The organism is Pseudokineococcus basanitobsidens (assembly GCF_037482545.1).
In the GTDB taxonomy this organism is placed as follows: domain Bacteria; phylum Actinomycetota; class Actinomycetes; order Actinomycetales; family Quadrisphaeraceae; genus Pseudokineococcus; species Pseudokineococcus basanitobsidens.
In genome coordinates, this window is the sequence record NZ_JBBIAA010000028.1 from 31,818 (window position 1) to 36,959 (window position 5,142).

Annotated in this window: 4 protein-coding genes; 3 read left to right on the forward strand and 1 reads right to left on the reverse strand. The window is 78.1% G+C overall.

Features of this window, described 5'->3' with window-relative positions; translation table 11 throughout:
• Positions 1–184: 184 nt before the first annotated feature.
• Positions 185–1,066 (reverse strand): diguanylate cyclase domain-containing protein, encoded by an 882-nt coding sequence (locus tag WDZ17_RS15260; protein ID WP_339576037.1) that lies wholly within the window; start codon positions 1,064–1,066, stop codon positions 185–187.
• 158 nt (positions 1,067–1,224) lie between these two features.
• On the opposite strand from WDZ17_RS15260, the gene WDZ17_RS15265 reads away from it, so the two are divergent.
• The 3 genes from WDZ17_RS15265 to WDZ17_RS15275 are packed head-to-tail and all read left to right on the forward strand — an operon-like array spanning position 1,225 to position 4,991.
• Positions 1,225–3,036 (forward strand): GAF domain-containing SpoIIE family protein phosphatase, encoded by a 1,812-nt coding sequence (locus WDZ17_RS15265; protein ID WP_339576038.1) that lies wholly within the window; start codon positions 1,225–1,227, stop codon positions 3,034–3,036.
• Positions 3,037–3,079: 43 nt separating this feature from the next.
• Positions 3,080–4,294: a Gfo/Idh/MocA family protein gene (locus tag WDZ17_RS15270; protein WP_339576039.1), complete on the forward strand. Its 1,215-nt coding sequence runs from the start codon at positions 3,080–3,082 to the stop codon at positions 4,292–4,294.
• On the forward strand, positions 4,287–4,991 hold the full coding sequence (locus WDZ17_RS15275) for a ThuA domain-containing protein (protein WP_339576040.1): 705 nt from the start codon (positions 4,287–4,289) through the stop codon (positions 4,989–4,991). Before WDZ17_RS15270 ends, WDZ17_RS15275 begins: the two co-directional genes overlap by 8 nt.
• The last annotated feature ends 151 nt before the right edge of the window (positions 4,992–5,142 follow it).

A 5,142-nucleotide genomic window follows, 5' to 3' on the forward strand; every position in this document is an offset into this window, starting at 1 on the left:
CCGGGACCCGCAGGGCGCGGTGGGTGCCCGGGACCGCCACCGTCCCGGGCAGCCGCAGGGCCGCCGGGAGGCGAGCGCGGTGCAGCGTCGTCCGCAGCACGCCGGCCCGCGACCGGCCGCCCGCCCTCAGGTCCACGGGCGCGCTCATGCCGGCCAGTGTGGCCGGTGCCCGGGGTGACCGGGGTCAGCGTTGCGCGCGCTCCAGCCGGCGCTGGGTCTTGATGCCGTACATGTGCCGGTCGGCGGCCGCGAGCACGCGCTCGCCGTCGTCGCCGTGCCGGCCGAGCGCCGCGCCCACGGAGGCCCCGAGCGCGACGCAGCCGTGCGGGGTGGCGTAGGGCTCGGCCAGGACGGCCTCGACGGCGCGCCGCAGCGACGACGCCGCTCCCGCGCCGGCACCGGGGGCGAGGACGACGAACTCGTCGCCGCCCAGGCGCGCCACGACGTCGCGCTCCCCCACGACACCGCGCAGCCGCGCCGCCACCTCGCGGAGCAGCTGGTCGCCGACGTCGTGCCCGTGCGTGTCGTTGGCGGACTTGAAGCGGTCGAGGTCGCAGAACAGCACGGCGACGCCGTCCGAGGTCGGGTCCGCGAGCGCCTCCTGCAGTGCCGCCAGCAGGGCGGTGCGGTTGCGCAGGCCCGTCAGCGGGTCGCTGGCGGCGGCCTCGCGCAGCCGCGCCTCCTCGGGCCGCTGCGCGGTGACGTCGACGCCGACGCAGGCGACCCCCACGGCCCGCCCCTCGTCGTCGCGCACCACGCTGCTGAGCAGGGACACGCGGCGCGTGCCGCCCCACCGGTCCCGCCAGTCCCCCTCCTGGGGCGGGGCGACGCCGGTCCGGACGGCGTCCTCGACGAACTCCCGGGCGAGGGCTGCCTCGTGGGGGACGGCGAACACCTCGTAGAAGCTGCGGCCGAGCACCTCCTCAGACATCCAGCCGGTGGAGCGCTCGAGCGCCGCGTTGACGAGCAGGACGCGCCTGTCCGCACCGATGACGCAGACCAGCGCCGGCGTGCTCTCCACGAGCGCCGCCCGCAGCACCGCCGGGTCCACCGCCACTGCGTCCATGGGCTCCTCATCGGCTCGCGGGGGCGCGAGCAGGACCGGTGACCCACCGGGCCACCGGGTCGGCGGCCCCGCTCGACCCGGCCCCTCGCCCGCGGGGCGCCTCGCGGGAGCGGGTGGTCGCCGCACCGGCCGGCGCGGGACGGGGCATCATCTGCCGCGTGGACGACGGGCGCGGCGCAGCGGGGGGAGGGCCGCTGCCCCCGTCGACGGCCGTGCCGGCGACGCCGGACGCGTCCTTCGACCGCTTCGCCCGCCTCGTGCGCGCCCAGCTGGGCGTGCCCACGGCCCTCGTCTCGCTCGTCACCGCGCACGGGCAGGTCCTGCCGGGCGCCCTCGGGCTGCCGGCGCCGTGGCAGGAGCGGCGGTCGACCCCGCTGACCCACTCGGTGTGCCAGCACGTCGTCGCCACCGCCGGGCCCCTCGTCGTGCGCGACGTGCGCGACGTCCCCGAGCTCGCCGGCAGCCTCGCGGTCCCCGACCTCGGCGTCGTGGCGTACGCGGGCATGCCGCTGCGCGACGCCGACGGCGACGTGGTCGGCTCGCTGTGCGCCGTCGACGGGCAGCCGCGGGACTGGACCGAGCGCGACGTCGAGGTGCTGCGCGACCTCGCCGCCGCGTGCTCCTCCGAGCTGGCGCTGCGGCAGCTGCGCGAGCGGGCGCGGGAGGCGCTCGCGGCCTCCGAGCAGGCGCGGGCCGCCGCCGACGGCAGCGAGCGGCGCTCGCGGGTGCTGCTGCGCCTGTCCGAGGTCCTGGCGGAGACGTCCTCGCCCGCCGACGTGGTGGCCGCCGTCGCCCCCCTCGCGCGCGACGGCCTGGGGGCCGACCACGCCGTCCTGCACGTGCTCGACCCCGTGCGCCGGCGCCTGACCGCCGAGGACGGGGGCGACGGCGGCCACCGCGAACGACGCCTGGACCCCCGGGACGTCGTCGCCGCGGTGGTGGCGTCGCGGGTCGCCGTGCTGGTCCCCGACGAGGCGGGGCTGCTGGCGGCCCACCCGCTCAGCGACCTGGGCCCGGGCTACGGCGGTGGCGCCGCCGCGGTGCTGCCGCTCGCGGTCGGCGGGCGCGTGCTCGGCGCCCTGGTCCTCGGCTGGCCGCAGCCCGTGCTGCCGGACCCGGCCGAGCGCGAGGTCGTCGGCGCGCTGACGCGCTACACCGCCCAGGCCGTCGCCCGCGCCCAGCTGCTCGCCGACCAGCGGTCCACCGCCACCGTGCTCCAGGAGGCGATGCTCACGGCGATGCCGCAGCCGGACCACCTGCACCTCGTCTCCCGCTACGTGCCCGCCGCCGACGGCGCCCAGGTCGGCGGGGACTGGTACGACGCGGTGGTCCTGCCCGACGGCGCGACGCACCTCGTCATCGGCGACGTCGTCGGCCACGACATGCGCGCCGCCGCGTCGATGGGGCAGCTGCGCTCGCTCACCCGCTCGCTCGCCTGGGCGCTCGTGGAGCCTCCGAGCACCGTCCTGTCGGGGGTCGACGAGGCGATGCACGACCTGCACGTGCCCGCCCTCGCGACGGTCCTGCTGGCGCGCGTCGAGCAGAGCGCCGGCGAGGCCGCCGTGGGCGCCCGGCGGCTGCGCTGGTCCAGCGCCGGCCACCTGCCCCCGGCGCTGCTCGAGGCCGACGGGACCGCCCGGCTGCTCGACGAGGGCAGCGACCTGCTCCTCGGCGTCCGCACCGGCACGCCGCGCCACGACCACGAGTGCGTCCTGCCCGAGGGCTCGACGCTGCTCCTCTACACCGACGGCCTCGTCGAGCGCCGGGACCGCCCGGTCCGGGAGGGGATGGACGAGCTCTGCCGCACGCTCTCCCGCCACGCCGGGCTCGGGCTCGAGGAGCTCGTGGACGCCGTGCTGGAGGACATGGTGGGCGGGCACGGCGGCGGGGACGACGTCGCCCTGCTCGCCGTCCGCGCCCACCCCGAGGACCGACCGCGTCCGGACGAGGCCGGTCCCGGCCACCCGTGAGGACACCGCACCGCACGGCCGCAGCCACCGCCGGAGGGACCCGATGACGGAGCACGACCCCGAGCCGCCCGACCCCGGAGGGGCACCTCCGCGCCGCGCCGACCCCGGACGGCCCGACGACGGCAGCCCGCTGCGGGTCGGCGTCGTCGGCGCCGGGTTCATCAGCGCCCAGTACTCGCAGACCCTGCGGCGGCTGCCGCAGCTGCGGGTCGCGGCGGTGGCGGACGCCGTGCCGGGACGTGCCGAGGCGCTCGCGGCCGAGCACGCCGGCGCGCGGGCGCTGGGGCTGGAGGCGCTGCTCGCGGACGACGAGGTCGACGTCGTCCTGAACCTCACGCTGCCCGCCGGCCATGCCGACGTCGCGCGGCAGGCGCTCGCGGCCGGCCGGCACGTCTACGGGGAGAAGCCGCTGGCGACCTCGCGGGAGGACGGGCGCTCGGTCCTGCGGGCGGCCGAGAAGGCGGGGCTGCGGGTCGGGTGCGCCCCGGACACGGTGCTCGGGACCGGCGTCCAGACCGCCCGGGCGCTCGTGGACGACGGGGCGATCGGCGTGCCGCACGCCGCGACGGCGTTCATGACGACGCCCGGGCACGAGCGCTGGCACCCGCAGCCGGACTTCTACTACGCGCCCGGCGGCGGCCCGCTGCAGGACATGGGGCCCTACTACGTGAGCGCGCTGGTGCACCTGCTCGGTCCCGTCGTCCGCGTCACCGGGGCGTCGACGCGCTCGCGGGAGGAACGCGTCGTCGGCTCGGGCCCGCGGGAGGGCGAGCGCGTGCCGGTGACCGTCGACACCCACGTCACCGGCGTCCTCGAGCACGCCTCCGGTGCCCTCACGACGCTCGTCATGAGCTTCGACGCCTGGGCGGCGCACCTGCCCAACCTCGAGGTGCACGGCAGCGAGGGGTCGCTGTCGGTACCGGACCCGAACTACTTCGACGGCGTCGTCGAGGTCGCCCGCGCCGGCGAGCAGCCGCTGCGCGGGCACGTCTGGGAGGACGTCGGCCTCCGGGCCGGCTACCTCGGGGCGGGCCGCGGGCACGGCCTCGCGGACCTGGCCCTGGCCCTGCGGGCCGGCGAGCCGCACCGCGCGAGCGCCGAGCTGGCCCTCCACGTCGTCGACGTCATGGCCTGCCTCGAGGAGGCCGCGGCCTCGGGCACCGGTGCGGCCACGACCACGACGTGCGAGCGCCCGGCGGCGGTGCCGGGGCTCGTCGACCTCTCGGCGTCGGCGGGGCGGGAGTCGACCCGTGGCTGACCGCAGCGCCCTCGTCGTGCGCGGCGGCTGGGACGGGCACCACCCTGTCGAGGCCACCGACCTCTTCGTCCCCCACCTGGAGGCCCACGGCTTCGACGTCCGGGTGGAGACGGGGTCCACCGCGGTGTACGCCGAGGCCGGCTACATGGCCGGCGTGGACCTCGTCGTGCAGTGCATGACGATGTCGAGCATCGAGGCGCACGAGCTCGCGGGCCTGCGCTCCGCCGTCGCGGCGGGCACCGGCCTCGCGGGCTGGCACGGCGGCATCGCCGACTCCTACCGGGCGTCCTCGGACTACCTGCACCTCGTCGGCGGCCAGTTCGCCTGCCACCCCGGCAAGCCCGAGGACGAGCGCGAGGGCGGGCCGCAGGACAACTACGTGCCCTACCGCGTGGAGATGCTGCCGGCCGCGGCCGACCACCCGGTCACCGCGGGCGTCGGCGACTTCGACCTCGTCACCGAGCAGTACTGGGTGCTCACCGACGACCTCTGCGACGTGCTCGCCACGACGACGCAGGCGGTGCGGCCGTGGGACCCGTGGCATCGGCCCGTGACCTCGCCGGCGGTCTGGACCCGGCAGTGGGGCGAGGGACGCGTCTTCGTCTGCACGCCGGGGCACGACATGGACGTCGTGCGCGAGCCGCACGTCCGCACCCTCATCGAGCGCGGCCTGCTCTGGGCGGCCCGCGAGGGGTGAGCCGCCGTGCCGGGCGGGAGCGCCGCTCGTCTGCGCCCGGACCCACGCAGCCGCCCGGCCCGCGCGCCGCTCAGGCGGCGGGCACCGCCAGCAGGTCGTCGACGACGCGCCCGTCGTGCAGCGACGAGCGCCCGGCCTCCCAGCTGGCGAG